This window comes from Mucilaginibacter aquaedulcis, from assembly GCF_030409325.1.
In the GTDB taxonomy this organism is placed as follows: Bacteria; Bacteroidota; Bacteroidia; order Sphingobacteriales; family Sphingobacteriaceae; genus Mucilaginibacter; species Mucilaginibacter aquaedulcis.
The window spans coordinates 606,296-630,411 of record NZ_JAUFPR010000003.1 but is presented as its reverse complement, the minus strand read 5'-3'; the positions used below and the strand labels follow the sequence as shown (position 1 = coordinate 630,411).

Below are 24,116 nucleotides of genomic sequence, written 5' to 3'. Positions count from 1 at the left end.
TATAATGGGTAAAATTAAGGTAGGTTTTGGGTTTGATGTACACCAGTTAAAAGAGCAGCATCCATTTGTTTTAGGGGGAGTGAAGTTAGAGCACCATTCAGGCGCATATGGCCATTCGGATGCTGATGTATTGCTGCATGCTATTTGCGATGCGCTGCTTGGCGCTGCTAATCTGCGCGATATAGGTTTTCATTTTTCCAATACCGATAACCGCTGGAAAGGTATCAGTAGCCTGGTATTGCTGCAACACGTAGTTGTACTTATTAAAGAGAAAGGGTTTACCATTGGCAATATAGACGCTATGGTTTGCCTGGAAGCCCCGAAGATCAATCCGCATATCCCGGCCATGAAAACTTACATAGCCGAAGCTGCTTCCATCAGCGAAGAAGATATATCTATCAAAGCCACTACCAATGAAAAACTGGGTTTTATTGGTCGTGAAGAAGGTGTAGTTGCTTATGCTGTTTGTTTGATTGAAAGGGAATAGACTTCTGATATTTTCCTGCTGTCATTTTGACCGAAGGGAGAAATCTTATACACCATTACAGGCTTATTAGCATGATTTATAAGATTTCTTATCGTTCCTCCTCGAATGACATCAAATTTTTAGAATATAGCAATAACAAAAAAGCCAGGACGATTATCATCCTGGCTTTTTTGTTATTTTCAGAAGTTTAAACCTGATTTTCCTTCTCCGGTTCTACCTTCACATTACCTGTGCGTTTCAAAACACCCCAGCCGCTTAATTCGCCTTTTAGGGCTTTACGGATAGATTTAAATAGTACATAATACATCAGTTGGCGCCACATGAAACGTTGCGGTATAATGTATATAAGCTTCCTGTAATCTTCTTTTTCCATACGGAAGGCAATAATGCCTACGATGAAATCGATAAGCACAAAGGCTACATAGTAGAATAGCATTTTTTCGGGCTTGGCACCAAACAGGGCAAATATCATCATCAGATCGGCCAGTGGTGAAAACAGCGGCAGTATGATCTGGAAGATGAGGATATTTGGCATACCTACCATTCCGAAGAATTTATATTTTTTGTTAAACAGCGCGTCGCGGTTTTTCCAGAAACTTTGAATTACCCCAAAACTCCAGCGGAAACGTTGTTTCAACAGCATGTTAATTGTTTCGGGCGCCTCTGTATAAGCGATGGCATCGGCGCAGTTTTTAACAATATATCCTTGTTTCAGTATGCGCATGGTAAGGTCGCAATCTTCGGCAAGGGTATCGTAAGTAAAACCACCGGCTTTAAATATAGCCGACTTCCGGAAAGCTCCAATAGCACCCGGAACCACGGTGATGCTGTTGATCAGATCAAAAGCACGGCGGTCCATGTTTTGAGCCGTAATGTATTCAATAGACTGCCAGCGGGTGATGATATTGGTTTCGTTACCCACTTTTACAGTACCGGCCACAGCGCCAATTTCCTCATCGGTAAAATAGGTCATTAAATGATATATGGCATCTGTTTTCAGCTGGGTATCGGCATCGATACAAACCACATAATCGCTTTGGGCATGAGTTATACCGAAGTTAAGAGCCGAGGCCTTACCACCGTTGGGCTTGGTTAATATTTTAACCAGCGGGTTATTTTCATAGGCCGCGGAAACAACTTCAAATGTTTTATCCTTTGATCCGTCGTCAACAAAAATGATCTCAAACGATGGATATTCTGTTTTTAACAAACTTTGAATGGTTGCAACGGCATTTACTTCCTCGTTGTAGGCCGGTACAATGATGCTTACCGGTGGCAGCGGGAAATCATCGCCGCGCGATTCTACCATTTTTTTGTTCTCGTTGTGCTGCCTTATAGCCAGTACAGCAATCAGCACAATACGCCCGATGGCCAGGAAAATGGCTGATAAAAATACATATATCAGGATCCAGTTTATATAATAATAACCATGAACGGCGGCATCATACATTGGGCCAAGTATACCTGTATGCGGATCATTCGGGATGGGCGGCATCAGATCTTCCTTAGTTTTACCCAATACATCGGCAATGGTAGTAAACTGGTAGCCATTTGATTTAAAGAAGTGAATGATGGCTGGAAGTGCCTTTACGGTTTCTTCGCGGGTATCGCCTCCGGCATCATGTAACAATATCATGGAGCCATTATCCTTTTGCCTGATGGTACGGGCTATGATGCTATCAGCAGTAACACCTGGCTGCCAATCCCATGGGTCGATTGATTCGCCGATGGTAATGTAGCTTTGCCTGCGGCTTTCGGCTACCGGGATAACCTCGGCCAGGGTTGTTGGTTCGGCGTCGGCATTAAACGGCGGGCGGAATAAAATGGTACTGCGCCCAGTTATAGATTCAATAAGTTTACGGGTGGAGTTTAGTTCCAATACAACCCTGTCAATACTAATAGTGGATATATCAGGGTGGAAGAAGGTGTGGTTACCAATTTCGTACCCAGCCTCAAACTCGCGGCGTACCAGCTGCATGTTTTTTTCGGCCATAGAACCTACTACAAAGAAGGCTGCCGGTACATTCTCTTTTTTAAGAATATCCAGGATTTTCGGGGTATAGTCGGGATCGGGGCCGTCGTCAAAAGTTAATACTACTTTTTTAGGAGCGTAACCATAACGGCGTATTACATATTTGGTAGGCAGCTTAATGTATTGCTGGTTGGTAATGGTAAAGGTAGAACTATCCATCTTTACATCAATCTGGCCGGTGGTAGGGGTGGTGATCAGGTCAAGCACCTCACCTTCGCCGTCGTAGTCAACATTCGCACGGTTATTTGCGCCTACAGTGGTTAGCCTTTTAATATCAACGCCAGTTTTCTTTAATGAATCAATCGATAGATTTTTCTGGAAGTATGACCACATACGCGGATCTTCCGAACCCAGGCGCCACATAGCCACGCCACCTGTTGCCCAGTCATCGGCCATGCGGATCACGTTGAAATTGGTTGCCGCATCAGTAAAATAAACAATGTGGTCAAGACTATCCTGATCAAGGTATTTAAAGTGCAGGTTGGCAGATACAGGATCAAAAATAATCTTGCTTTGCTTTTCCTGTGCGGTACTAATAGCTTGCTGATAGCCGATGGATTTACCCACACTGTTTTCGGGCCAATCATAACCGCCTGCGGCAAAAGTTAAAATAACCTTTTCGCTTGGTACCTTACTGCACACATCATCCAATATCTGCTCAACCCAGTGCTGGTTGCTGAGGTCGCCGGCATTGGTAGAGTCGTAATGCTCATCAATAGCCATTACAAACAAAAAGTCGTTGAAGTGCTGCAGTTTTACAATATCATACGCCTCATCTTCAGGTACCACGTTTTGAGTAACCAGGAAGTTTTTGGCATGCAGGGTTTTATAAAGCTCCTGCAAAAAGCTCATGTAATCTTTATCGTTGCGATTTTTTATCTCGTTAAAATCAACATTGATACCTCTGAGCTTGTATTTGTTAAGCGCGTTAACAATGCTGTTGATAAAACCGGCACGTAATTTTTTACTCTTAACAATTCGCAGTACATCCTTAGTATCATAACCGCCGCTTACGTTGTTATAATTAACATAGTTTGACAGCATGATGAGCACCGGCTTGTTGTGCTTTTTGTTGATATGGGTTAAGCCGGTATCAATTTTAGTTACTACGGTATCAACGCCCGGAGCTATGGAAAAACCTTCGCTTACCACCATATCCAGGTGGCTGATGTTGTTAATAAGTGAGTTATAAGCTTGCGGATCCCAGGCAAGATAAAACGCCGCGTTGATACGATCTTTATTGTTGGGATGCTTTAGCTGGTGTTGCTTTCTTTTGCGCTCGATTTCTTCCAGCTCAGATTTTTGGATCTTGAATGATTTGAACTTGGTTGATCTTTTTAACTGGTCAAGCTCATCTTTCGACATCTTTTTAGGTGCCGGATTCAGATTGGGGAGGTCAGGATAATAAGTTGACTTAATAGTGACTATTACCGAAACTATACCAATAATGAGCACTGCAAGAAGTATGCGGCTGAGCCACTTAAATTTATTCCATCTACCCGGGGACTCGGCCTGAAAAACTTGCTTATTTGAAGACATTAAGAGATTTACCTTTTAATTAAAAGTATTGGTTTTAGATGAAGATTTAATGAGTAACCACTGTTATTTATGCGCTTTTCCGGGTTCAATGCCCGAAAAATCAACACCGCATTTACAGTTACCACCGCATCCCTTTTTGGCCGTCAGGCTTTTATACACCATCCTGCCGATGTAAAAAACAGCTCCGGCAAAAAGTATAATTACTATAATGGCTTGAATGTTCATGTCACAAAAATACTACATTTTTAACATATACGTATAGACGCACCTATTAGTATAAGGTTTAACAGGGTATGAAGGCAATTGTTCCGCCAACCCAGTCAAAATCTTTATTATATCGCACACCTATCATTTTTCCGCGGCTTAAACGGGCCAGGTTAATAGCCAGTGTGGGCCGGTTCTCATCATCGGGCCACAGGTACAGTAAACGTATTTCGGCCTTAACCCCACCGTCAGGTGCCTGTATCACCGGCTCATAGTTAACCTTTTGCTGTAATATCCAATTTTCAGGATCAGTGATGTTAATAATATCATTTTCGGTAACATCAATGATCACACCCTGACCCGCGAAGGAGAACAACGGTTTAAGCACATAGTTTTCCAGATCGGCAGGAATTTGACCTATCTCGTGCAAAAATTGGGTACGGGGTACATAATCGCCGCTTAAATAGGGCATGGTAAACTTGCTGATGCGATAAAACCAGTTAGGATGTGTTATCCACTCCACATCAAGCGGTTGGCGAATATCAACTACCCGGTTAAAAATATCAGGATCGCCGTCTATCTCATCAAATATGAGGCGGTTGTAAATGCGTTTGATGCGCTTCTTTTCGCCATCAGCATCATAAAAAAGCTGGTTACCCTGTTGTTCCAGATCGCTCAGCGAAACAACCGGGATGCCCAGGTACTGGCTGGTAATATAAAAATCGACCGCTGTTTTTTGATCGGGCGCGTTTACATCCATCAATACCACTTCATGAGGTTGATACGGGCCGAGGATAGTCTTTTTCAGCAATTGCAAATAAGTGTCCTTCTCCAGTCCGTTAAAATAGATTGTTTCCTTACCGTTGATACCAAATGTTTCCCGATATACATCACCAAGATTAACCTGGAAACCGTACAACGATGGGAAGCCCTGAAGCTCGATCAGTTTCGGGACAATTTGTCCTTCATCGTTTTTACATACACCAAAATCAAGCGCGATAAAATGAGGGTGAACATTTTCGTTGGCTACACGCCATTTGTCGGGAATAGAACGCTCAGTTAACTCCTTAAAACCCGGCTGTATAATGGTATCGATAATATTGTTGCCGGCCTCAATTAGCCTGTCGGTAAAATCTTTGGTCAAAAAAACGGGCGTTTCGGCTACGCGGAAAGGAACCGGGTTTTGCAGGCCGCTGTTGAGCCGGGTTAAAAACTGTTGGTATTTAGCATCGGTAAAGCCTGCATTAAATGTTTTCCTGGCTAATGGTTCCATAGTCGCTTTTTAAATTGAGTACTATATAAACAAACTTAATTAATTTAGTTTATGTCTTTTGTTAGATGCATTGTCCTTTTTGTTCAAAACGTAGTATAAACGTTTCTGTGGTAAGGTTTGCCCTTTCTGCATAATATTTCATTAATTTGCTTTGTCAATTAAAACCTGGCAGTACTACTTAACATGCATACACAAAAAAATACGATAGCAGTTATTGGCGGAGGGAGCTGGGCTACGGCCAATATTAAAATGCTGGCTGATAATACTACAGAAAAGGAAATTTTTTGGTGGATGCGTAACATGCAGGCGGTTGAGCATCTGCATAAATTTGGACATAATCCTCACTATTTAAGCTCGGTTGAAATAAAGTTGCCAAAACAAAACATATCAGGCGATTTAAAAGAGATCATACAACAGGCCGAAATTATATTACTTAACGTACCTGCCGCGTTTTTAAAGGAGGCCCTGGCCGGGATAACTCCTGACGACTTTGCCGGAAAAAAGATAGTATCAGCTATAAAGGGAATTGTACCCGACGAAAACCTGATCATTGGCGAGTTTTTAAACCGCAAAATGGGTATTTCGTTTGATGATTTTATGGTAATCAGCGGGCCATGCCATGCTGAGGAAGTAGCGCTGGAAAAATTATCATACCTCACCATTGCCTCCCGCGATACGGAGCTGGCCGCAAGGTTTGCCGGGATGATCAATACGCGCTATATTAAAACCATTGTATCTGATGACATCTACGGTACGGAATATGGTGCCGTTTTAAAAAACGTGTACGCCATTGCCAGTGGTATTTGCCATGGAGTTGGTTATGGCGATAATTTTCAAGCCGTACTCATATCAAATGCCATTCGTGAACTGGAAAGGTTTGTTGCCGCTGTGCATCCCATTGACAGGGATATTAAAGAGTCGGCCTATCTGGGCGACCTGCTGGTGACCGCTTACTCCCAATTTAGCCGTAACCGTACGTTTGGTAATATGATAGGTAAGGGGTACACAGTAACATCGGCCCAATTAGAGATGAATATGATTGCCGAAGGGTATTATGCAGTAAATTGCCTACATCAGGTGAATAAACAGTACAGTGTGAGTATGCCTATTTGCGATGCTGTTTATGCTATTTTATATCAAAAAAGCTCACCTGCACTGGAGATGAAGAATTTGGCAGAAAAATTGAGCTGATTAAGTACATATAAACTTAATTACAGCGATTTATGAAAAATTTATTCAAAGTAGCCCTTTTTGCAGCCGGATCATTCATGATCTCGCCGGCTTTTGCCCAAACTCACAAAGATTCAACCCTGGGCCATAAAATAGGTAATACCGCCAAAAAGGTTGGCCATAAAACATCAGAAATTGCTGCTAAAGGCGCGGCAGGTGTGGCCGATAAGAAATACGCTGACAAAGTTGGTCCGGATGGGCAAACTATTTATATTGACAAGAATTCTCATTATTTTTATGTGAATAAAAAAGGCCACAGGATTTACGTTAAAAAAGCAAACCTGAAAGATAAGCCGGCTAAATAAAAAACTGAACAAGGCCGGTTTAGGGTATAAAAAACGCACTATGAAAAAAAATGCTTTAATGATCCCGGTAATTGGACTTGTACTGCTGGTATGGTCATGCAGCTCTGAACCTGCGCATGAAGTAAATAAGAAACTGGTAGGTAACTGGACATCAAAAAGCGGCGATGTTAAACTGGAAATAACAGACAAAGGCTTTACCATGGATGATGGCAAACCCGTTACTGAAGATTATTTTGTAACCAGGGATACCATTTTTACCTCATACGAGGGAAGCAGGCCTTATACCAAATTTGTGATCAAGGAACTGAATGATCATAAGCTTACGTTGTTTTACCCTGACTCAGACCTGGTTGAGTTTTCCCGTTAAAAACAAAAGCCTTCAAACTGCTGGCGGCAGGTGAAGGCTTTGTTAACAAAACTAAACTAAAACTAATGCTTCTTTACCAGGGAAGCTTCATGAAAACAATCTTTAAGAGATTCAAGACATAAGAGGAGAGAGTCAAGAAGTAAGAGTCAAGAATCAAGATGTTTGCCATTATTTATGGTTTTTGTCTTGATTCTTATCTCTCAAAGTCTCGATTCTATTCTTAATAGTCTTGTTTCTTATTAGAATCTTCTGCGACGTTCAGGATCCTGACGGTCTTCGCGGCGTTTGCCTGAAAAGTCACGGAAACCACCGCCACCTTCTCTGCGCTCGCCACCACGGTTGCCACCTTCACGACGTTCGCCGCCGCCACGGTAACCACCGCCCTCACGGCGTTCGCCACCACGATAACCGCCTTCTCTGCGCTCGCCACCACCACGGTAGCCACCGCCTTCACGACGTTCGCTGGTGCCCTCGCCAGATATTTCTATCCTTACCGGGCGACCTTTAAATTCAATATCTTTATAGCTGCTCATTACTTTCTCAACATCCTCATGCGGAACTTCAAAGAAAGAATAAACACCTTTAACATCAATTTTACCAACAGTACGGCCGCTTATTTTGGTAGTGTTGCAAATGTAACCCAACAGATCGCCGCGGTTAAATTCATCAACAGAACCCAAGTTTATAAATAAACGGGTGTAAGCTGATTTGCCGCCTGAAGTACGTTCGCCACGATCTTCAAAACGGGTACGTCCTTCTTCAACACCTGCATTCAGGTCGGGAGCGTTTTGGTAGTAATCCAGAAAACGGTTAAACTCAATTGAGGCAAAACGTTTGATGAAATCTTCCTTGCTTACATCTTTAAACTCTTCAATAATACGTGGCAGGTATTGTTCTATCTGCTCTTCATTAACAGTTACGTTATGAACTTTGTGAACTATTGAAAACAATTGCTTTTCGCAAACATCAAAACCGCTTGGTATTTCGGCCTTAACAAATTTTTTGCCTATAACGCGTTCAATCTGGCGTATTTTGCCTAATTCCTTAGCGTTAACAATAGCAATTGATACACCGGTTTTACCGGCACGGGCAGTACGACCGCTACGGTGGGTGTAGTTTTCAACCTCGTCAGGCAAAGAGTAGTTAATAACGTGTGTAACATCATTAACGTCGATACCACGGGCGGCAACATCCGTAGCAATTAATAGCTGCAGGTTACGCTCACGGTAACGTTTCATTACCTTATCGCGTTGTTGTTGTGACAGGTCACCATGTAAAGAATCGGCATTATAGCCGTCTTTGATCAGGGCTTCTGCAATATCCTGGGTTTCAATTTTGGTACGGCAAAATACAATACCAAAAATATCAGGGTTAAAATCAACAATACGTTTAAATGCGGCATACTTATCACGGGCACGTACTATGTAGTACTCATGCTCAATGTTGGCATTACCGGTATTTTTTGTTCCCATGGTAAGCTCAAAAGGCTCATCCATGTATTTTTTGGCTATGCGCCTAACTTCAGCAGGCATGGTAGCCGAAAACAGCCAGGTTTTTTTCTCGTCGGGCGTGGTAGATAAGATATTATCAATGTCTTCCTGAAAGCCCATGTTGAGCATTTCATCAGCTTCATCCAATACTACGAATTTTACCTGCGAAAAATCAATCGCCTTGCGGTTAATGATGTCAAGCATACGGCCCGGAGTGGCCACTACGATCTGTACACCGCGTTTAATCTGGCGTAACTGATCAGAAATGCTTGCACCACCATAAACGGCAACAACGTGAACGTTGTTCATTTGCTTGGCGTAATTTTTAATGTCGTTCGTGATCTGTAAACAAAGTTCACGTGTGGGGCATAAAACAAGTGCCTGTGGATGATTTTCTTCGAAATCCAACAGCTCTAATAATGGTAGGCCAAAGGCAGCAGTCTTACCGGTCCCGGTTTGGGCTAATCCGACAAAATCGTTGCTGCCTGTTAACAATACCGGAATTGACTGTTCCTGGATTGGCGTTGGGTTTTCAAACCCTAACTCAGAGATGGCATTAACAATATCATGACGGATTCCCAGTTGAATAAATGGGTTCATGAATTAAAATAACGAATTTGGCAACATCGCCAAATCGGGCGCAAAGATAGCGACTTTAATTTTCAATTCCTATACCTTTTTTATTTATTGTAATATTAGAATTTTATGGTGTTTAAAAATGCCATATTTTATGTTATTTATATATAAAACAGGCTTGTTATCAGGGATATGAGCGTAAGGGAATGGGTGTGAGGTGCGGAGAGGGAAGGAGATTGGATGGAGATGTAGTATGCCTGAACCGCGATTAAACTGATCTATCGGGTTAATGAATTTACCTTGGTTTTTAGATAATCTTGAGAATCCCTTAATCTGATAAATCGTGGTTCAGACAAAAAGCAGAATAGCGGAAACTTACCTCAACCTATCTGCAGATCGTACCAGCTTTTCATCGCGGTGGATGCTTTTTGCTGCTAATATGATCAGCACTATGCTCAGTGATGTTAAAAACAAACCAATACCCATGGTGCGGGTATCCAGCTGAACGCTGCCTATCGCTTTTTTAACGGTTTGGGCCATCCAAAAGCTAAAACCAATTAGTACCAATATGGCGCTGTAGCAAATAGTAATTTGTTGTTTACGGTTTTTATATAAAAATATAATTGCCAGGGGCAGCAGGGCAACAATGGCGGTTATGGCTGTAAGAGCCGTAAAATGTTCAGTATATTGCTGCGAGCCGTTCACGTCCTGAAAAACACCGGTAACCATAACACTTACCGGTTTATCGGCTACGTAAATGTTGTGTGCTAATGGGAAAAAGAAAAGGGCAAACAGCACAAGGCTGGCAAATAAAAGGTAAATGCTTTGAATACGTTGCAGCATGATTATTAAATTATTAATACGGCAAATATAATTGTTTTAAGTATTGCCGCAGGCCATTTTATTGAGCTAATGATTTGCTTTTAATGAGAATTTTATGATGTATATTTATAGTTGATTTCCGATTAATAACTATTGTGATGACACAGCCCCCTATTAACAACCTCGCTCCACAAGATGTGAAGTTTGAGGACGAACACCTCAAAAAAATATTTCTCGAACACCTGAACAGTATTTATTGCGGCAAGCAGCATTTGATCAGCTTTTTTGAGGAAATTAAAGAACTGGCGACCCTGCAGTTTTTAAAAAATGCCATTGAAGATTGCAAAAATGATGCTGAATATCAGATTCAGCACCTGGATGGCATATTTAATTCTATTAATGAAGATCAATCGAAGATAAGTGTATTAGGCATGAAGGCCATGACGCTGGAAGCCTATATATCGGCCATTAAGGCGGGTAAAACGCCTATGGAACGTGATGTTTTTATCGTTTTTTACCTGCAGCTTATCGAAGGTATTGAGGTTACCTATTTCAAAGTGCTTAAAAACCTGGCAAAGGCCATAGGTTACAGCAATAGCTTTTTAGATAAACCTTTTAACCAGGCAGTTGAAGATAAGATCATGTTTGAATCTATTTATAAAGAATACATCAGCGAGCCTGCGGGGGAATAGGTATAGCGTGGCGACCGCGAAGATTTGTCTGAACCGCGATTTTGAAGATTATAGGATTACCGCGATAGTCTAAAATTAAAGTAAAATCCTTTAATCTAATATCTGTTTAATCCTGGTTCAGACAAATTCGCGATTGCTTCGTCGTTCCTCCTCGCAATGACAAATAATTCCAGAAGAAGGGGATTGACAAGAGCGGCGATGTCAAGCGGAGAATACAACATTTGACCAAACAATGAACACCCTTATCCCGCATATTATTAACTTTGCCGGGTGACGGGTAAACAACGCTATTTTATTGAACTGGCTTATGATGGTACCAATTATCATGGCTGGCAGATACAGCAAAACGCGGTAAGCGTACAGGAAGAATTGAATAAGGCCCTCAGCACTATTTTACGCCAGCCTGTTGAAACCACCGGTTGCGGCCGTACCGATACAGGTGTACATGCCAAAGAGTTTTTCGCACATTTTGACGTGGAGGTTAACGACACATGGTCTCCAGGCGATGAACCGTCGGTTATTAACCATCAGCCGGATCTATCTGGCAAGGTTCGTGGCTTAAACTCTATTCTCCCTCCCGATATTGCCATAAAAAATATTATCCCGGTTAATACCGCTGCGCATGCAAGGTTTGATGCCACGCAGCGATCATACCAGTACCATATCCATTTTCATAAGGACCCGTTTTTGCTCGGTTGCTCCTGGCAGGTACGTGATATGCCCGATCTGCAGCTGATGAACCGGGCAGCAGCCATTATTATGGAGTACATTGATTTTAGCTGTTTCAGCAAATCAAACACACAGGTTAAGACCAACAATTGCAAAATAACTCGCGCTGAATGGGTAAAAACAGATCAGGGTATTGTTTTTCATATATCGGCAGGTAGGTTTTTGCGCAACATGGTGCGCGCGATAGTGGGTACGCTCATGATGGTGGGTAAGGGAGAAATTGCACCAGAGGCGGTTAGGCAGATCATTGAAAGTAAAAACCGCTCAAACGCAGGTACCAGCGTACCGGCCTGCGGTTTGTATTTAACGGAAGTGAAATACCCGTACCTGTAGCTGATTATTTCGGATTTCGGATGTTCGATTTCGGAATTTGAAATGAAAGCTGATGAGAAATGTATAATTTTATAAATCCGAAATCGAACATTCGAAATCCGAAATAAAAACATGGCCGAAGTAACCGGAAAAGCGCTTGATTGGAAACTGTTGAAAAGGGTAATGCGCTATGTGGAACCCTATAATACCACTTTTATAATAGCTGGCTTTTTAACTGTTTTTTTGGCTGCCAATGCTATATTACAGCCTATTCTTATTCAGCGCACGTTGGATGTTGATATCCTGAATGATAATTATGATGGTTTGGTTTTCATGGTTGTGCTCATGATTGTGCAGCTCATTGTACAAACCGTGGCCCAGTATTATCAAACCTATTTAACCAACGCGCTTGGCCAATCGGTGATTCGTGATCTGAGGATCGATACTTTTGATCATATTACAAGCCTTCGTTTAAAATATTTCGACCGTACCCCTATCGGGATGCTGATAACACGTACGGTATCTGACCTGGAAACCATCGCCGATATTTTTTCTGAAGGATTGATCTCTATCATGGGCGATCTGCTGCTGGTGTTTGCCGTTATCGGTTTTATGATGTACCAGGACTGGAAACTTGCCCTCATCACACTGATACCGATGCCGTTCCTGTTTGCATCAACGTATGTGTTTAAAGAAGCCATTAAATCATCATTTCAGGAGGTGCGTACGCAGGTGGCCCGCCTCAATACCTTTTTAGCCGAACATATTTCGGGGATTGGCATTATCCAGCTGTTTGCGCGCGAAGATCAGGAAATGCGTAAGTTTAAGGCCGTTAACCTTAAATACCGCGATGCCAACATCCGCTCAAACTGGTATTACTCTATATTTTTCCCGGTGGTCGAAATTTTGTTCGCCATTTGCATGGGTTTGCTGGTATGGTATGGTTGCAAACGGATGTTGTCTGATAGTCAGCTGGCTGCCATCTCCGCAAGGCCGGGAGGTATTACCCCAGGTGTAATTACCGGTTTTATTGTGTTGTTGAACATGCTGTTCAGGCCTATACGCCAGCTTGCAGATAAATTTAACACCCTGCAAATGGGTATGGTAGGTGCCGACAGGATATTTAAAGTACTTGATACTGATGAGGTTGCTGTTGATACAGGAAACATAGATACCGGCAGACTGCAGGGTGATATTGAGTTTGATAAGGTTTGGTTTGCCTATAATGATGAGAACTGGGTACTTAAAAACATCAGCTTTAAAATTAAACCCGGCGAAACACTGGCGCTGGTGGGTGCCACAGGTGCCGGCAAATCATCAACCATCAATATCCTGAACCGTTTTTACGAGATAGGCGGGGGCAGTGTAAAGGTTGATGGTCACGATATCCGTGATTATAAAGTGGAGTTTTTGCGTTCGCAGATAGCAACAGTGATACAAGATGTATTTTTATTTAGTGATACTATTGCCAATAACATCAGCCTGAATAATCCTGCCATTACCCGCGAGCAAATCATAGCGGCTGCCAAAGATGTAGGCGCGCATGACTTTATTGAGCGCCTGCCCGGCGGGTATGATTATAATGTGATGGAGAGAGGCGCCACGCTTTCGGCAGGTCAATCACAGCTAATCTCCTTTATCAGGGCTTTGGTATACAACCCGGCAATTTTAGTCTTGGATGAGGCAACTTCATCTGTGGATACCGAAACGGAGATATTGATACAGAACGCTATCAATAAATTAATGCAGGGCCGTACGGCCATTGTTATTGCTCACCGGCTATCAACTATACAAAATGCCGACAGGATCATCGTACTTGATCATGGCGAGATCATGGAAAGCGGAACCCATCAGGAACTACTCAAAATTGAGAACGGCCATTACCGCAAGCTCTATGATCTGCAATTTAATTCGGCAGGGATAGCGAGGTAAGGAGAAGTTTTATGTTTTATGTTTTACGTGTTACGTTATACGTTTTCTGGTCTCGGATTTGGTTATTTCATGGTAATAAATTTCGATTATTTTTACGTACAACGTAATACGTATAACGTAATACAAATAGGCTCAACTCAAAGCTATGGCTGTACTTTCCCTTTTTTCATTCCTTTTTCTTTAGGTGGATTTTTGATCGGATCAACAGGCTGTTCCTCTTTTTCGTGTTTTTTGGCAATGTTGCCTCCATGAGGCTTATCGGCATGATATTGTTTGTCTTCCTGGCGCACCTTGCTTTTACCTCCATTGTCATGCGGCGATTTGGTTGGAGTATCCGAAGGAGAGGGTTTGTTTGATGAATTTGCTGGCTTTGTCATACATAAATAACAAAGCGAAGCCGGTTTTTGTTTAATTTGGAGATGATGATACGTTAATAAATGTTAAAACCACCAGCCTGATAAGCTATTAAGCAATATTTATAAGCAATAAACTTTTACCTTTAGGGCGGGTTTCTTAATTTCGCACAAATCCGGATGGGCGATTGGGTATGAGCGGTATAACCTCATAGCTTAAATCTCACATCCCATATCTATACAGAATGGAAGAATTTGAAGCAAGCGCGTCGGCCAAAAAAACGAAAACCATCTACATCTCTACCGTATTTGGCATAGCTATGGTATTGGTAATGATAGGTCTTTTAGGACTTATACTGGTACATGCAAATAACCTTTCGCGCTATGTAAAGGAAAATATAGTGCTCAATATTTTTGTTGACGATGCCGCGCACGAAACAGATGTGCTGCAGCTGCAAAAACAGTTGGACGCCAACCCCATGGTTAAGCAAACCCAATACGTAAGTAAAGAACTGGCCGCCCGCAACCTGCAAAAAGATCTTGGTGAGGATTTTGTGAAATTCTTAGGTTATAACCCGCTATCGCAATCATTGGATATTTATCTGAAGGCGGATTATACTAATAATAAAGACATCGAAAAATTTAAGGCCGACCTGCTGAAGAATCCACTGGTGAAAGAGGTGAAATATCAGCAATCGCTGGTTGATCAAATGAACCAGAATGTTACTTCCATCAGTTTAGTGATCCTGGTATTCGCGGCCATATTTGTGATTTTATCTGTAGCACTGATCAATAATACCATCAGGCTGGCTATTTATTCGCAACGTTTCCTGATCAAATCAATGCAGCTGGTGGGTGCTACCAAAGGATTTATCCGCAAGCCATTCTTACTTTATGGTATATGGCATGGCCTTTTAGGCGGCCTTATAGCTATCATTATATTAATAGGAACATTGTACCTGGGCTACAGGCAAGTGCCCGATTTAGTGATACTACAGAATTTCTACGAATTTGGTATCGTATTTTTGGGCGTAATAGGTATCGGAATATTTATTTCGGCCTTTAGTACCTTTTTAGCGGTTAACAAATTTTTACGTTTAAAAATATACGACCTATATAGATAAGTCAAAATTAAAAAGTCAAAATTCAAAACCTGTAAGGGGGATGATAACTGACATGATTAATAATAAAATTAAATTGAGGGTTTAGCATTTAAATCAATAATTCAAAAACCCAATAAATCAATAATTAAAAATATGGCACAGCAATTTAAATCAGCTTCAGCTGCAAAAACAACAGGGGCGGCATCAAAGGCAACAGGTACCGAACCGGTACAATTTATATTTGATAAGAGTAACTACAGGTTACTTATTATCAGTGTTGCTATTGTAGCGTTCGGCTTTGTGTTAATGTCTGGTACAACAGATATTTACAGTACTACCAAGATTGTTATAGCTCCAATTGTGGTATTAGCCGGCTTTGCGTTGGGCTTTTTCGCTATATTAAAAAAGCCCGCTGTTAAATAAGATTTTTACCTGTTCGGGTTGATTTGGTGAATAGCTGGTTTGAAAAGATCAGCAACTGCCTGATCAACCCGATCTTTATGTAAATCTAATCCTTCCTATTATTCAAATCACTACCCCACCCTATGAATCTCATCCACGTTATTGTCCTTGCTATAATTGAAGGGATAACAGAATTTTTGCCGGTATCATCAACCGGTCACATGGTTATTGCCTCATCCTTAATGGGAATAGGTACAGACGACTTTGTAAAACTATTTGAAGTAGTAATTCAGTTAGGTGCCATCCTTTCTGTTGTTATTTTGTATTTCAAAAGGTTTTTTCGCTCACTTGATTTTTATTTTAAGCTTGTAGTAGGTGTTATACCTGCGGTTATTGTAGGTGTATTACTCAAAAAGCATATTGATAAACTGCTGGAGAGCCCGCTTGTGGTGGCTTTTTCACTGCTAATTGGTGGTGTTATTTTATTATTTGTTGATAAGTGGTTTAACAAATCTACCGTAAAGGAAGAAACCCAAATCAGCTATGCTACTGCCTTAAAAGTGGGTGTTTTTCAGTGCTTGGCTGTTATTCCGGGGGTTTCCCGTTCTGCCGCAACTATAGTTGGTGGTATGAGCCAGAAATTAACCCGTACCGCGGCTGCCGAATTTTCATTCTTTTTGGCTGTGCCAACCATGCTTGGTGCTACACTCAAAGAGATATGGGATTTTCATAAAGACCACACACCACTGTTTACCGGCGATCAGGTTAAGTTTTTGATCATTGGTAACATTATAGCATTTATAGTAGCCATGCTGGCCATTAAATCATTCATTACTTTTCTGGAGCGTAAGGGCTTCAGGCTTTTTGGTTGGTACCGTATCATTGTTGGTATTGTCATTATAGGCTTAATATTAAGCGGGCACCAGTTACAAATAAATTGATCATTTTGTCTGAATGTCATTGCGAGTAGGAACGAAGAAGCAATCGCGACCTATGCAGTTCTCTTTGCAAAGTTTGCGATTGCCGCGCCTCGCTCGCAATGACAAGTTTTTTTAATGATTGGGATTAACACCTTAAAATCCCTATTCCGACAATTTCCCTACCTTTGCGCCAAATTCCATTTTAGCCGGGATTTAAAAAGCATATTGAAAAAAACGTATACCAAAATAGAAGAATTTGCCGAAGGGCAGTTGTTGCTGGTTAACAAACCCTACAAGTGGACAAGCTTTGATGTAGTTGGCAAAATCCGTAATTCCTTTAAGCCGCTTAAGTTAAAAGTAGGGCATGCGGGCACGCTTGATCCGCTGGCTACAGGGCTGCTTATCATCTGTACCGGCAAAATGACCAAGCAGATCGATACCTTCCAGGCCGAAGAAAAAGAATACACCGGTACCATGATCATGGGGGCCACCACGCCATCGTATGATATGGAAACCGAGCCAGATAAAAACTTCGACATTAGCCAACTTACACCTGAACAGTTGCGTAATAACTGTGAACAGTTTACCGGCGATATACAGCAATATCCGCCCGCGCACTCGGCCATAAAAATTGATGGCGAGCGTTTGTACGAAAAGGCACGCAGGGGTGAAGAGGTGGAGCTGCGTTTACGCAACGTCACCATTACCGAATTTGAACTCACCCGTATAGAATTACCCGAAGTTGATTTTAGGGTAGTATGCAGTAAGGGTACATACATACGATCGTTAGTGAATGATTTTGGTGCCGCGCTTAACAACGGAGCGTACCTTTCAAAGCTGACACGTACACGCAGCGGCAACTTTCAGTTAACTGATGCCTGGGAAGTTATGGAACTGGTAAACACAATAAGGGAACTAAAGGCAAGTACCGCAACAACAGAAGGATAATACATCTTTACGTCAAAAAGCAGGCTCGGCTTAATACCTTCAACTAAAAAATTAACTTTGTGTTTTTACTCATAAAATGAGGGTTTACAATAACATTGACGAATTTACGGCGGTAAAAAACGCGGTGGTAACCATCGGTACATTTGATGGGGTACACATCGGTCACCGTAAAATTATATCACGCATTAAGGAACTGGCCGATAGCATTGGCGGCGAAACCGTTATACTTACTTTTTTTCCGCATCCGCGCATGATACTGCACCCGGAGGATGAAAGCCTTAAACTGATTACCACTATTGATGAAAAGGCCAAACTCATGGGACAATTGGGTGTTGATCATTTGATCATCACACCGTTTTCAAGGGATTTTTCCAATCAAACTGCCGAAGGTTATATCCGCGATGTGCTGGTAAATAAAATTGGTACCAAAAAAATTGTTATAGGTTATGACCATCGTTTTGGTAAAGACAGGCAGGGCGGTCTTGATGATCTGCTAAGGCTTAGCCCGGTTTATGGTTTTGACGTTGTGGAGATACCCGAGCAGGATATTAACGAGGTGGCCATCAGCTCAACCCGTATCCGGAGCGCGCTGTTAAGTAACCAGATAGATCTGGCTAATTCATGTTTGGGGTATCCGTTTTTTATTACGGGTACAGTGATCCGCGGCGATCAATTGGGCCGGGAACTGGGTTATCCTACGGCCAATATCGTAGTAGCCGAAAAATATAAGCTTATTCCCGCCGATGGTATTTTTGCCGTTACCGTTAATGTGGCTGGTGAACAGCATAAGGGCATGGCCTATATAGGCAGTCGCCCTACAGTAAACGGAGTTACCCGTAATATTGAAGTGAATATTTTTGACTTTAACCAGGACATTTACAACCAGGTTATCAGCATGGAGTTTCATCATTATGTTCGCGGTGATGTGAAATTTGAATCCTTAGATCAGCTTAAAACGCAGCTGGCAAAAGATAAAGAAGATGTGTTGGCACTGTTGTAAATTTGTCTGAATCGGGATTTTTGGGATTGGGAGATTACAGGATTATTTTTATTAAAATCGTGCTAATCCTATAATCTGTTTAATCGTGGTTCAGACTAAATCATCAATGCAGGTTCGGGCAAAACCATCTGATACGCACAATACTCCAGACAAAACCCTCAACTAACTTCCCGGTTTTCAACTAAAATCGTACCTTTACCTGTCAATATGGCTCTGTCAGTTGCCTTGGCGCAATTGTTGAGTTTGTAGGATCATATCAAATTAATATGTTAGATTTTATCAGTAAGCTTTTTGGAAGCAAATCAGAACGGGATGTAAAAGCAATACAGCCTATAGTTGAAAAAATTAAGGCTGAATTTGCAAAACTCGGAAACATCAGCAATGATGAGCTTAGAGCTAAAACCATAGATTTTAAAGAAACCATTGCCCAGGGCCTTTCAGGCATTGATAGTGAAATTCAAGCTATCAAAGAACGTACTGAAAATGAACTGGATATGGATGTGAGCGAAAAGGTGGAGCTTTACACCCAGTTAGATAAACTGGAAAAAGACCGCAATAAGGAGCTTGAAGATATATTATTGAATATTTTGCCTGAGGCCTTTGCTGTTGTTAAAGAAACAGCAAGCCGCTTTTCAAGCAATAAAACTATTGAAGTTACTGCCACACAGTTTGATCGTGAGCTTGCCGCCCGTAAAAATAACGTAGTTATTAAAGGCGATAAAGCAGTTCACCATAACACTTGGCTTGCTGCCGGTAATGAGGTTACTTGGGATATGGTGCATTACGATGTTCAGCTTATTGGTGGTATAGTATTACACCAGGGTAAAATATCAGAGATGGCCACAGGTGAAGGTAAAACGCTGGTAGCCACGCTGCCTGCATACCTGAATGCGCTTGCTGGTCAGGGTGTTCACATTGTAACCGTGAATGATTACCTGGCACGCAGGGATAGTGAATGGATGGGCCCGTTGTATGAGTTTCATGGCTTATCTGTTGATTGTATCGACAAGCATGAGCCAAACTCTGAAGAGCGCCGTGCAGCTTACCTTGCCGATATTACCTTTGGTACCAACAACGAGTTTGGTTTCGACTACCTGCGTGACAATATGACACGCAGCCCTGAAGAATTGGTGCAGCGCAAGTTACATTATGCCATGGTGGATGAGGTTGACTCTGTATTGATTGATGATGCACGTACACCTTTAATTATATCAGGCCCTATTCCTCGCGGTGATGAGCATGAGTTTTATGAGTTGAAACCACGTATTGAGCGTTTAGTTAACGCGCAAAAAGCATATGTAAATACTGCATTGAACGAAGCTAAAAAAGCGATAGGTGAAGGCAATATTGATGTTGATGGCGGTGGCCTGGCTTTATTGCGTGCCTTCAGAGGTTTGCCAAAAAGCAAGGCACTTATTAAATTTTTGAGCGAAGGCGCCAATAGGTCGCTTTTGCAGAAGGTTGAAAACCATTACATGCAGGATCAGGGTAAGGATATGCCTAAGGTAGATTCTGAATTGTTCTTCGTGATCGACGAAAAGAATAACCAGGTTGAGCTGGCTGAAAAAGGTATCGAACTGATCACCTCATCCGGCGAAGATCCTCACTTTTTCGTGATGCCTGATGTAGGTACCGAAATTGCCGAGATTGAAAAATCAAGCCTGAGTGCCGAAGAGAAAATTGCCCGTAAAGATGAGTTGATGCGCGATTTCTCTATCAAATCTGAACGTATACACTCAGTTAACCAGTTGTTAAAAGCGTATACGCTGTTTGAAAAGGATACCGAATACATCCTTGACGAAGGCAAAGTGAAAATTGTTGATGAGCAAACCGGCCGTGTATTGGATGGCCGCCGTTACTCTGATGGTTTACACCAGGCTATCGAAGCAAAAGAGAACGTTAAGGTAGAGGATGCTACACAAACATTTGCAACCATTACCCTGCAAAACTACTTCCGTATGTATCACAAGCTTTGTGGTATGACTGGTACTGCTGTTACCGAAGCCGGTGAGTTCTGGGAAATATATAAGCTGGACGTGGTAGAGATACCAACCAACAGCAAAATAAGCCGCGACGACAGACAGGATCTGGTTTACCGTACTGTTCGTGAAAAATATAACGCGGTAGCCGAAGAAATTGTTAAGCTAACAGAAGCCGGCCGCCCGGTACTAGTAGGTACAACCTCGGTTGAAATTTCTGAATTATTAAGCCGTATGCTTAAACTGCGCGGTATTAAACATAACGTACTGAATGCCAAAATGCACCAGAAAGAGGCCGATATTGTGGCTGAAGCTGGTAAAACCGGCACCGTGACCATTGCTACCAACATGGCTGGTCGTGGTACGGATATTAAGCTTGGTGCCGGTGTTAAAGATGCGGGTGGTTTGGCCATTGTGGGTACAGAACGTCACGAATCTCGCCGGGTTGACAGGCAGTTGCGTGGTCGTGCCGGTCGCCAAGGCGATCCGGGTTCTTCACAGTTCTTTGTATCATTAGAGGATAACCTGATGCGTTTATTCGGATCAGAGCGTATCTCTAACCTGATGGTGCGTATGGGTATTGAGGAGGGCGAAGTTATTCAGCACTCTATGATCTCCAAATCAATTGAGCGTGCGCAGAAAAAGGTAGAAGAAAACAACTTTGGTATCCGTAAGCGTTTACTGGAGTATGACGACGTGATGAACTCACAGCGTACCGTTATTTACACCAAACGTAAAAACGCGCTGTTTGGCGAACGTCTTGACGTTGATTTGAGCAACACCATTTTTGATGTTGTTGAGGATATTGTTACCGAATACAAAGAATCAAACAATTACGAAGGCTTTACCCTTGAGGTGATCCGCTTGTTTTCGGTTGATATTGAACTGAGCATTGATGAGTTTGCTTCTAAAAATATAGCTACCCTTACCGATGATACCTTCCACGCGGTGATGGACTTTTACAAACGTAAAGCTGACGCTGTTGCGCATCAGGCCTATCCGGTACTGAAAGATGTATTTGATACCCGCGGCCAGTATGTTGAGAACATTGTAGTGCCGTTTAGTGATGGTATTCATGGCATACAGGTTTCTGTACCGCTTAAAAAAGCGGTAGATAATCATGGTGTTGAGGTATTTAAATCGTTTGAAAAGAACGTGACCCTGTACCTGATAGATGATGCCTGGAAAGAGCACCTTCGCGAAATGGATGAGTTAAAACAATCTGTACAAAACGCGGTTTATGAGCAAAAGGATCCACTGTTGGTTTATAAGTTTGAAGCTTTTGAACTATTCAGAGGTATGCTGGCCAACGTGAACAAAGAGATTGTAAGCTTCCTGTTCAGGGGCGGTATCCCGGTTCAGCAGGCACCTGATGAAGTAAAGGAAGCCAAACCGGAACCAAAGCTTGATCTGCGTAAAATGAAAACGACCAAAGCCGAGATGGTTAGCGAAAGCAACGGCATCCCGATGGATGATTTTCAGGAACAGCAAAAAGCTACCCCGGTTAGGGTAGAGAACAAAATAGGCCGTAATGACCCTTGCCCTTGCGGTAGCGGTAAAAAATATAAAAACTGCCACGGCGTAGGGCAGAATTAAGGGGCCCCTCTAAATCTCCCCTAAAGGGGAAATTTTAAAAAAGGAAAGAAAGGAAATGGGCCTGTCATGCTGAGCTGTCGAGGCATGACGGGCTTTATTTTAATAGATAAAAAATGAAAAAAGCAGTATTTGATTATAAAGCTCAACAGGCACTTATCAAATACTGCTTTTTTTTTATACTCTTTTTAGTGTCAACACAAGCCTTTGCCCAGCAAACCCGCGGACGGGTAGAGGTAGTTAAGGATCCGCTTGTGGATACCTTAATAGCTAAGCGGTTTGAGTTGAATAACACGGCCGGTATGCCTACCGCGTTTTCATCATACGGTTACCGGGTGCAGATCTTCAGCGGATCAAACCGTAAGGATGCCTATAGTGCCCAGGCTCGTTTGCAGGATCAATACCCTGAACTGCGGACCTATATCATATACAGCGAACCTAATTTTAAAGTTCGTGCCGGCGATTTTAAAACCCGCCTGGAAGCACAAAAATTGATGCAGGAACTTCGGCCCAATTTTACGAGCCTGTTCATCATATTCGAAAAAATAAACCTTCCCAAAACGGATACTAACAATGATTAAAGATCAAATACAGGAACTATCCCAAAAAATATTTAATGATGTGGTGGCCAATCGCCGCCATTTGCACAGCCACCCAGAACTATCATTTCATGAGCAGCAAACCTCGGCCTTCGTAGCAGGTAAGCTGGAGGAAATGGGTTTAGAGTACCACAAAGTGGCCGATACCGGCTTGGTTGCCCTGATCAAAGGTGATAAGCCATCAAACAACGTGGTAGCCCTGCGTGCCGATATGGATGCGCTGCCTATTACCGAAGCCAATGATGTGCCTTATAAATCGCAAAATGTTGGTGTAATGCACGCCTGCGGACACGATGCGCATACATCATCATTATTGGGTACGGCCCGTATCCTTACCGAGCTAAAAAGCCAGTTTGCAGGTACTGTGAAACTGATATTTCAACCAGCTGAAGAGAAACTGCCTGGCGGTGCAAGTATCATGATCAAAGCGGGTGTTTTAGAAAATCCCAAGCCACATGCCGTGTTAGGTCAGCATGTTATGCCTTTGATTGATGCCGGTAAGGTTGGCTTCCGTGCCGGTAAATACATGGCATCAACAGACGAGCTTTATGTTACCGTAAAGGGCAAAGGCGGTCATGGCGCACAGCCTCAACAAAATATTGATCCGGTAATTATTACGGCGCATATATTAACCGCTTTGCAGCAGGTCGTGAGCCGCTTTGCCGATCCAAAAAGCCCCTCAGTATTGTCATTTGGTAAGGTAATAGCCAATGGCGCTACCAACGTGATCCCTAACGAAGTGTACCTGGAAGGTACTTTCCGCACTATGGACGAAAAATGGCGCGAAGAAGCCCACAAACGCATGAAAAAAATGGCTGAAGGCATTGCTGAAAGCATGGGAGGCAGCTGCGATTTTAATATCATGCGTGGCTATCCGTTCCTGATCAACGAAGAGGTGCTTACCAATAAAACCCGCGGCCATGCCGAAGATTACCTCGGCAAAGAAAACGTGGTTGACCTGGATATATGGATGGCTGCCGAAGATTTTGCTTACTACTCGCAAGTGGCCGATAGCTGTTTTTACCGCTTAGGTACCCGCAACGAAAGCCGCGGCATTACTTCATCGGTACACACACCAACTTTTGATGTGGAGGAAGACGCGTTTAAAATAAGCACCGGCCTTATGGCTTACCTGGCTGTAAAACAACTGGGAAATTAATATATAAGTTCATTGGTTCATTTGTTCACTGGTTCATTAGTAAATGTTGGCCAAATGAACAAATAAACCA

The 24,116-nt window shown here is 42.4% G+C and carries 21 protein-coding genes; 15 read left to right on the top strand and 6 right to left on the bottom strand.

Translation table 11 applies throughout. The features are described 5' to 3' along the window. Positions 1–4 precede the first annotated feature (4 nt). Positions 5–487, top strand: coding sequence for a 2-C-methyl-D-erythritol 2,4-cyclodiphosphate synthase (gene ispF / locus QWZ01_RS17985; RefSeq protein ID WP_290325645.1), 483 nt, complete (start codon positions 5–7; stop codon positions 485–487). A gap of 187 nt (positions 488–674) precedes the next feature. Here ispF and QWZ01_RS17980 read toward each other — a convergent pair whose 3' ends face one another. The 3 genes from QWZ01_RS17980 to QWZ01_RS17970 all read right to left on the bottom strand — a co-directional run bounded on the left by QWZ01_RS17980 (position 675) and on the right by QWZ01_RS17970 (position 5,535). Then, complete coding sequence (locus tag QWZ01_RS17980) at positions 675–4,058, bottom strand: trifunctional glycoside hydrolase family 18/polysaccharide deacetylase/glycosyltransferase family 2 protein (protein ID WP_290325643.1); 3,384 nt, start codon at positions 4,056–4,058, stop codon at positions 675–677. A gap of 63 nt (positions 4,059–4,121) precedes the next feature. Then, positions 4,122–4,283 carry a FeoB-associated Cys-rich membrane protein gene (locus QWZ01_RS17975; RefSeq protein WP_290325641.1) on the bottom strand — a complete coding sequence of 54 codons (162 nt, stop codon included), beginning with the start codon at positions 4,281–4,283 and terminating at the stop codon, positions 4,122–4,124. Between the two features lie 58 nt (positions 4,284–4,341). Beyond that, positions 4,342–5,535 carry a hypothetical protein gene (locus tag QWZ01_RS17970; RefSeq protein ID WP_290325639.1) on the bottom strand — a complete coding sequence of 398 codons (1,194 nt, stop codon included), beginning with the start codon at positions 5,533–5,535 and terminating at the stop codon, positions 4,342–4,344. A gap of 183 nt (positions 5,536–5,718) precedes the next feature. Here QWZ01_RS17970 and QWZ01_RS17965 point away from each other — a divergent pair, with 183 nt between their 5' ends. Genes QWZ01_RS17965 through QWZ01_RS17955 form a run of 3 tightly spaced genes read left to right on the top strand, consistent with a single transcriptional unit; the run spans position 5,719 to position 7,437 of the window. Beyond that, complete coding sequence (locus tag QWZ01_RS17965; protein ID WP_290325637.1) at positions 5,719–6,726, top strand: NAD(P)H-dependent glycerol-3-phosphate dehydrogenase; 1,008 nt, start codon at positions 5,719–5,721, stop codon at positions 6,724–6,726. A 32-nt stretch (positions 6,727–6,758) separates the two neighbouring features. Further along, positions 6,759–7,070: a hypothetical protein gene (locus tag QWZ01_RS17960; RefSeq protein ID WP_290325635.1), complete on the top strand. Its 312-nt coding sequence runs from the start codon at positions 6,759–6,761 to the stop codon at positions 7,068–7,070. Positions 7,071–7,110: 40 nt separating this feature from the next. After that, the gene (locus QWZ01_RS17955; protein WP_290325633.1) at positions 7,111–7,437 is read left to right on the top strand and encodes a hypothetical protein; all 327 of its coding nucleotides are present in this window, start codon (positions 7,111–7,113) and stop codon (positions 7,435–7,437) included. Between the two features lie 239 nt (positions 7,438–7,676). Here the strand turns inward: QWZ01_RS17955 and QWZ01_RS17950 are convergent, their stop codons facing one another. Together QWZ01_RS17950 and QWZ01_RS17945 are read right to left on the bottom strand one after the other, a co-directional pair. Then, positions 7,677–9,527 (bottom strand): DEAD/DEAH box helicase, encoded by a 1,851-nt coding sequence (locus QWZ01_RS17950; protein WP_290325631.1) that lies wholly within the window; start codon positions 9,525–9,527, stop codon positions 7,677–7,679. Between the two features lie 351 nt (positions 9,528–9,878). Continuing rightward, positions 9,879–10,346, bottom strand: coding sequence for a DUF4293 domain-containing protein (locus tag QWZ01_RS17945; RefSeq protein ID WP_290325629.1), 468 nt, complete (start codon positions 10,344–10,346; stop codon positions 9,879–9,881). Between the two features lie 137 nt (positions 10,347–10,483). Here QWZ01_RS17945 and QWZ01_RS17940 point away from each other — a divergent pair, with 137 nt between their 5' ends. From QWZ01_RS17940 to QWZ01_RS17930, 3 genes are all read left to right on the top strand, one after another. After that, the gene (locus tag QWZ01_RS17940) at positions 10,484–11,017 is read left to right on the top strand and encodes a DUF892 family protein (RefSeq protein ID WP_290325627.1); all 534 of its coding nucleotides are present in this window, start codon (positions 10,484–10,486) and stop codon (positions 11,015–11,017) included. Between the two features lie 270 nt (positions 11,018–11,287). Next, positions 11,288–12,079 carry a tRNA pseudouridine(38-40) synthase TruA gene (truA, locus tag QWZ01_RS17935; RefSeq protein ID WP_290325625.1) on the top strand — a complete coding sequence of 264 codons (792 nt, stop codon included), beginning with the start codon at positions 11,288–11,290 and terminating at the stop codon, positions 12,077–12,079. 111 nt (positions 12,080–12,190) lie between these two features. Continuing rightward, a complete protein-coding gene (locus tag QWZ01_RS17930) occupies positions 12,191–13,990 on the top strand; it encodes an ABC transporter ATP-binding protein (RefSeq protein WP_290325623.1) in 1,800 nt (599 codons plus the stop codon). A gap of 143 nt (positions 13,991–14,133) precedes the next feature. Here QWZ01_RS17930 and QWZ01_RS17925 read toward each other — a convergent pair whose 3' ends face one another. Next, positions 14,134–14,367, bottom strand: coding sequence for a hypothetical protein (locus tag QWZ01_RS17925; RefSeq protein ID WP_290325621.1), 234 nt, complete (start codon positions 14,365–14,367; stop codon positions 14,134–14,136). A gap of 221 nt (positions 14,368–14,588) precedes the next feature. On the opposite strand from QWZ01_RS17925, the gene QWZ01_RS17920 reads away from it, so the two are divergent. From QWZ01_RS17920 to QWZ01_RS17885, 8 genes are all read left to right on the top strand, one after another. Next, positions 14,589–15,467, top strand: coding sequence for a cell division protein FtsX (locus tag QWZ01_RS17920; protein ID WP_290325619.1), 879 nt, complete (start codon positions 14,589–14,591; stop codon positions 15,465–15,467). A gap of 132 nt (positions 15,468–15,599) precedes the next feature. Next, on the top strand, positions 15,600–15,869 hold the full coding sequence (locus QWZ01_RS17915; protein ID WP_290325617.1) for a DUF3098 domain-containing protein: 270 nt from the start codon (positions 15,600–15,602) through the stop codon (positions 15,867–15,869). 122 nt (positions 15,870–15,991) lie between these two features. Then, on the top strand, positions 15,992–16,789 hold the full coding sequence (locus QWZ01_RS17910) for an undecaprenyl-diphosphate phosphatase (RefSeq protein WP_290325615.1): 798 nt from the start codon (positions 15,992–15,994) through the stop codon (positions 16,787–16,789). Positions 16,790–16,993: 204 nt separating this feature from the next. Further along, entirely contained in the window at positions 16,994–17,716 is a 723-nt protein-coding gene (gene truB / locus QWZ01_RS17905; protein WP_290325613.1) for a tRNA pseudouridine(55) synthase TruB, read from the top strand. 76 nt (positions 17,717–17,792) lie between these two features. Next, on the top strand, positions 17,793–18,716 hold the full coding sequence (locus QWZ01_RS17900; protein ID WP_290325611.1) for a bifunctional riboflavin kinase/FAD synthetase: 924 nt from the start codon (positions 17,793–17,795) through the stop codon (positions 18,714–18,716). 266 nt (positions 18,717–18,982) lie between these two features. Beyond that, on the top strand, positions 18,983–22,291 hold the full coding sequence (gene secA / locus QWZ01_RS17895; protein ID WP_290325609.1) for a preprotein translocase subunit SecA: 3,309 nt from the start codon (positions 18,983–18,985) through the stop codon (positions 22,289–22,291). A gap of 113 nt (positions 22,292–22,404) precedes the next feature. After that, positions 22,405–22,869, top strand: coding sequence for an SPOR domain-containing protein (locus tag QWZ01_RS17890; protein WP_290325607.1), 465 nt, complete (start codon positions 22,405–22,407; stop codon positions 22,867–22,869). Further along, positions 22,862–24,046, top strand: coding sequence for a M20 metallopeptidase family protein (locus tag QWZ01_RS17885; protein ID WP_290325606.1), 1,185 nt, complete (start codon positions 22,862–22,864; stop codon positions 24,044–24,046). Before QWZ01_RS17890 ends, QWZ01_RS17885 begins: the two co-directional genes overlap by 8 nt. Positions 24,047–24,116 lie beyond the last annotated feature (70 nt).

Coding starts and splice junctions, on each gene's coding strand:
- ispF (WP_290325645.1), top strand. CDS start 5: ATGGGTAAAATTAAGGTAGGTTTTGGGTTTGATGTACACCAGTTAAAA.
- QWZ01_RS17980 (WP_290325643.1), bottom strand. CDS start 4,058: ATGTCTTCAAATAAGCAAGTTTTTCAGGCCGAGTCCCCGGGTAGATGG.
- QWZ01_RS17975 (WP_290325641.1), bottom strand. CDS start 4,283: ATGAACATTCAAGCCATTATAGTAATTATACTTTTTGCCGGAGCTGTT.
- QWZ01_RS17970 (WP_290325639.1), bottom strand. CDS start 5,535: ATGGAACCATTAGCCAGGAAAACATTTAATGCAGGCTTTACCGATGCT.
- QWZ01_RS17965 (WP_290325637.1), top strand. CDS start 5,719: ATGCATACACAAAAAAATACGATAGCAGTTATTGGCGGAGGGAGCTGG.
- QWZ01_RS17960 (WP_290325635.1), top strand. CDS start 6,759: ATGAAAAATTTATTCAAAGTAGCCCTTTTTGCAGCCGGATCATTCATG.
- QWZ01_RS17955 (WP_290325633.1), top strand. CDS start 7,111: ATGAAAAAAAATGCTTTAATGATCCCGGTAATTGGACTTGTACTGCTG.
- QWZ01_RS17950 (WP_290325631.1), bottom strand. CDS start 9,527: ATGAACCCATTTATTCAACTGGGAATCCGTCATGATATTGTTAATGCC.
- QWZ01_RS17945 (WP_290325629.1), bottom strand. CDS start 10,346: ATGCTGCAACGTATTCAAAGCATTTACCTTTTATTTGCCAGCCTTGTG.
- QWZ01_RS17940 (WP_290325627.1), top strand. CDS start 10,484: ATGACACAGCCCCCTATTAACAACCTCGCTCCACAAGATGTGAAGTTT.
- QWZ01_RS17930 (WP_290325623.1), top strand. CDS start 12,191: ATGGCCGAAGTAACCGGAAAAGCGCTTGATTGGAAACTGTTGAAAAGG.
- QWZ01_RS17925 (WP_290325621.1), bottom strand. CDS start 14,367: ATGACAAAGCCAGCAAATTCATCAAACAAACCCTCTCCTTCGGATACT.
- QWZ01_RS17920 (WP_290325619.1), top strand. CDS start 14,589: ATGGAAGAATTTGAAGCAAGCGCGTCGGCCAAAAAAACGAAAACCATC.
- QWZ01_RS17915 (WP_290325617.1), top strand. CDS start 15,600: ATGGCACAGCAATTTAAATCAGCTTCAGCTGCAAAAACAACAGGGGCG.
- QWZ01_RS17910 (WP_290325615.1), top strand. CDS start 15,992: ATGAATCTCATCCACGTTATTGTCCTTGCTATAATTGAAGGGATAACA.
- QWZ01_RS17900 (WP_290325611.1), top strand. CDS start 17,793: ATGAGGGTTTACAATAACATTGACGAATTTACGGCGGTAAAAAACGCG.
- secA (WP_290325609.1), top strand. CDS start 18,983: ATGTTAGATTTTATCAGTAAGCTTTTTGGAAGCAAATCAGAACGGGAT.
- QWZ01_RS17890 (WP_290325607.1), top strand. CDS start 22,405: ATGAAAAAAGCAGTATTTGATTATAAAGCTCAACAGGCACTTATCAAA.
- QWZ01_RS17885 (WP_290325606.1), top strand. CDS start 22,862: ATGATTAAAGATCAAATACAGGAACTATCCCAAAAAATATTTAATGAT.